Here is a 2,949-nt window from a genome sequence, read left to right on the forward strand (position 1 = left end):
ACCGTACGCAAGCCGTGGCATGCGCGGTTGGCTTCGATCCAACGACCTGCGGTTTTGGAGACCGCTGCTCTACCTGCTGAGCTACGCGCATAGGTGGGTATGAGTAAAGCCCCTGAGATGTATGTCCCAGAGGCTTTCGCACTTATCCTGATACGGAGTATACCACGGGGTGGCAACAGCCTACTGCCGGCTGGAATATGCCATTGCCATGCTGACTATCTCCCTGATGCTGAATTCGTAGTATCCGCCTTCTATTGGCTTGCTGCTGGGGAGTTTGCCCCGGCGTATCCACATGATGATTACTTTGCGGCTGACCTCGTACCCGTAGTTGTCCTTGAGCCACTGGCTCATGCCCGCAGGGGTCTTGGTCAGGTGCATCGCCTCGGCCTTGGCTTGGCTCCGCTCGCGCAGCTCCGCCACGTTGATGGGGTTGCCGCATTTGCACAGCAGCAGCGATTCGCCCTTCGCGGCCTGTATCTCGCGTTTGCATTCGGGGCAGACGCCGATTATCCGGCGCGTGCGTGGCCTGCGGTCCACGAGCGGTTCGATGCGCTCGCAGGTGTGGATGAGCCATGTCAGCCAATGTCCCGAACGGCTGGCGCGGCATAGGTCGGGCAGTCCCTGAGCAGGGTCTGCCATCTCGGACGGCTTTCCACGCCGGTTTCGTTCCACATGTCCTGCAAGCCGTCCTCGATCTGGTCGAGCATGTCCTGCGCGTGGAGGTTGATGGGCGCGGGCGCCGCGCCTCCTTGCGGTTTGCCGCCCGCTCCGGGTTCTCCGAGCTTGTAGGCGTGACGGGACACCTGTTGCAGGAGCATCATGTCGCGGCGGAGCCGGTGGAGCGTTTTCGCGTAGACGCGGCGGCAGTCCCGGCAGAGCGTCCATGGTGCCTCGACCTGTCGGCTGCCGCAGTATTGGCATGGTTCGGTGGTGATGAACATTATGTTGAAACCCTCCACGTTCCGGCTATGATGGTGCCTTGGTGAGCGTGCCCTCCGCCTGTTGGTGGAGGGTTTCGTTTTGTCTTTCGTTGGATTCAGTGTTTTTACGCTGAATTCAGTCATGTATTCGCGTGTGTCTATCGGTATTTTTCAGACCAGTGGTTCGATGAATTCCGGTGTCCACGCGTCCGCGCGTGATTTCGGCGGTTCGGGATGCTCGATCACGTACAGCACCTCGCTCAACGGCAAACCGAGGAGTTTCGCCGTGTACTCGGGTGTCGCGGCCTTGCCTTTATGCCATTTGAGTATCATCTCACGCTGGTTGTTCGTCGCGCTCATGATTCCTCCTTGAGCGTGGCGACATATTCGATGGCCTTGCGTTCACGTTTCGCGTACCTCTCGCACTTGCGTTTGAGACGTTTGAGGCTCATGGCGTACAGGTAGTCTCTGAAGCCGCCGTCCTCGGTGATTCTGGCCTCGTACCGGCTCAGGGCTGAGGCCCCGAATTGCGCGGTCAGATGGTTGGTAAGCTGTACTCCGTTCATTCCTCCACCTCGGTTTCCGTGCCGTAATGGTCATAGAGTTGGTCTGCCGCATCCTTGGTCGTGTAGAGGCATTTCGCGGGCGCTTGTTCGTAGTCGTAGATGGCGGCTGCGACGACCTCTCGAAACTCCTCGCGGGTGAATATCTTCGCCTTATAGCTCATCGTCTGCCTCCATCGGGTAATTGATGTCCTCAAGCGAGTACGCGGGATAGGTCCGCTTCACGCGTCCGAACGGTTTCTGCGTCTCCGGGCCTCTGAACGGTGGCTCATATTCCCACCATTCGCTGCCGTCGTATTCTTCGCGGCGCAGGAACCCGCCATCAGTGAACGCCACGACCAGATCGGCGGCTATCTCCTGACCGCCGTAGCCGTCGTCGTAATCGACGTCGAGCACCTTTTCGGCCTGACTCCACGGAATTCCCAGCTTCTCGTCGCGGGAGCCGACGAATCGAACGTCATCGGTCGAATGCTTGCTTCGTGAGATCGCACTCTTGGTTTCATCTAAAAGATTCATTCTTCCGTTGCCTTTCCTTGGTTGACTTCGTAAACCGCGCGGGCGAAGCCGAGCGGAGTCTTGCTTCGGTTGTTGGCTCTGTCCTTGCCGCTCATGTACCAGATACGATTCCGGTCAGGAGCCGGCAGACTCATGTCCTGGCTGCGAGGCGGCATCTGGAATCCCCCCCCCGTCCAAAGACAGGTTTTCTTCGTGTAGTTGTCCTCTGGCGCATACCGCGTGTAATCACACGGGTCGAACGTGTGGGATGGCTTGCCGAACACGTTGGAGAGAACCGACACCGGGTTCTCCACCATGTAGGGGACACCGCTCATCTCACCGATCACCCGGCACTGCTCCGCTACGGATACGGCCTTCGCCTGAAACAAATGGTCGGCCTCGTACTTGCGGGGGAACCATTGGGCACCACTCACCGCCATATCAGTACATGGCGGGAAGCCAGCCACGAACGCCAGCCGGCCGGAACGAACCAGACCTCTGATCTGGTCGAATGCCTCCACGATGGTGCAGGCGAGTTTCAGATAAGCGCCATCCTCGGATGTGACCCCGTGCTGCGGGTCAACGAGTACCGCATGGTATCCGTGTTCCACCCAAGGGCGGGCCATGACACCGGTCAGGTCACATAGGCACAGAATCGTGTCACGCATCATTCCTCGATTTCTTCGCCATTCGTTGCAAATCTCTTTCGCAGAGCCGTTCCAACACGGGATATAGCCATGCCGGAGGGTCTACCGGTGTCCAAATGGGGCATTTCTTCCAGTGTTTTTTGGCTCGGGGGCATTCGTATTGCCCGCAGTAGGGGCATCGACGGCTTTGGCATTCCAATCGGCCAGTGTGGTGAACCTTGTTCCAGCGTGCCTCGCACCAGTCACAGCAATGAGTGCTACCCGTGAACAGGCGTAAGACAGTCTGCGGAAACGATGGAGGCTCATCGATAATCGGGTGAATGC

General features: G+C 58.6%; 7 protein-coding genes and 1 tRNA gene. All 8 read right to left on the reverse strand.

Features of this window, described 5'->3' with window-relative positions; all coding sequences use genetic code 11:
* Positions 1 to 15: 15 nt before the first annotated feature.
* Positions 16 to 91, reverse strand: a tRNA-Trp gene (locus AB5Z52_RS16440).
* A gap of 51 nt (positions 92 to 142) precedes the next feature.
* A complete protein-coding gene (locus tag AB5Z52_RS16445; RefSeq protein ID WP_368267055.1) occupies positions 143 to 607 on the reverse strand; it encodes a hypothetical protein in 465 nt (154 codons plus the stop codon).
* Complete coding sequence (locus AB5Z52_RS16450; protein ID WP_368267057.1) at positions 576 to 941, reverse strand: hypothetical protein; 366 nt, start codon at positions 939 to 941, stop codon at positions 576 to 578. The genes AB5Z52_RS16445 and AB5Z52_RS16450 overlap by 32 nt, the downstream gene beginning before the upstream one ends.
* Before the next feature lie 150 nt (positions 942 to 1,091).
* Positions 1,092 to 1,280, reverse strand: a complete 189-nt coding sequence (locus tag AB5Z52_RS16455) for a hypothetical protein (protein WP_071478466.1) — start codon at positions 1,278 to 1,280, stop codon at positions 1,092 to 1,094.
* Positions 1,277 to 1,486: a hypothetical protein gene (locus AB5Z52_RS16460; protein WP_174773263.1), complete on the reverse strand. Its 210-nt coding sequence runs from the start codon at positions 1,484 to 1,486 to the stop codon at positions 1,277 to 1,279. The genes AB5Z52_RS16455 and AB5Z52_RS16460 overlap by 4 nt, the downstream gene beginning before the upstream one ends.
* The gene (locus tag AB5Z52_RS16465; RefSeq protein WP_368267060.1) at positions 1,483 to 1,647 is read right to left on the reverse strand and encodes a hypothetical protein; all 165 of its coding nucleotides are present in this window, start codon (positions 1,645 to 1,647) and stop codon (positions 1,483 to 1,485) included. The genes AB5Z52_RS16460 and AB5Z52_RS16465 overlap by 4 nt, the downstream gene beginning before the upstream one ends.
* Complete coding sequence (locus AB5Z52_RS16470; protein WP_174773262.1) at positions 1,637 to 1,999, reverse strand: hypothetical protein; 363 nt, start codon at positions 1,997 to 1,999, stop codon at positions 1,637 to 1,639. Before AB5Z52_RS16470 ends, AB5Z52_RS16465 begins: the two co-directional genes overlap by 11 nt.
* Complete coding sequence (locus AB5Z52_RS16475; RefSeq protein WP_368267063.1) at positions 1,996 to 2,649, reverse strand: hypothetical protein; 654 nt, start codon at positions 2,647 to 2,649, stop codon at positions 1,996 to 1,998. The genes AB5Z52_RS16470 and AB5Z52_RS16475 overlap by 4 nt, the downstream gene beginning before the upstream one ends.
* Positions 2,650 to 2,949 lie beyond the last annotated feature (300 nt).

This window comes from Enterococcus sp. RTP21361st1_A6_RTP21361_211029, from assembly GCF_040910045.1.
In the GTDB taxonomy this organism is placed as follows: Bacteria; Bacillota; Bacilli; order Lactobacillales; family Enterococcaceae; genus Enterococcus_D; species Enterococcus_D gallinarum.

What these genes read in the sequence shown, in the direction of transcription:
- AB5Z52_RS16445 (WP_368267055.1), bottom strand. Translation starts at nt 607, where the DNA reads ATGCCGCGCCAGCCGTTCGGGACATTGGCTGACATGGCTCATCCACAC.
- AB5Z52_RS16450 (WP_368267057.1), bottom strand. Translation starts at nt 941, where the DNA reads ATGTTCATCACCACCGAACCATGCCAATACTGCGGCAGCCGACAGGTC.
- AB5Z52_RS16455 (WP_071478466.1), bottom strand. Translation starts at nt 1,280, where the DNA reads ATGAGCGCGACGAACAACCAGCGTGAGATGATACTCAAATGGCATAAA.
- AB5Z52_RS16460 (WP_174773263.1), bottom strand. Translation starts at nt 1,486, where the DNA reads ATGAACGGAGTACAGCTTACCAACCATCTGACCGCGCAATTCGGGGCC.
- AB5Z52_RS16465 (WP_368267060.1), bottom strand. Translation starts at nt 1,647, where the DNA reads ATGAGCTATAAGGCGAAGATATTCACCCGCGAGGAGTTTCGAGAGGTC.
- AB5Z52_RS16470 (WP_174773262.1), bottom strand. Translation starts at nt 1,999, where the DNA reads ATGAATCTTTTAGATGAAACCAAGAGTGCGATCTCACGAAGCAAGCAT.
- AB5Z52_RS16475 (WP_368267063.1), bottom strand. Translation starts at nt 2,649, where the DNA reads ATGATGCGTGACACGATTCTGTGCCTATGTGACCTGACCGGTGTCATG.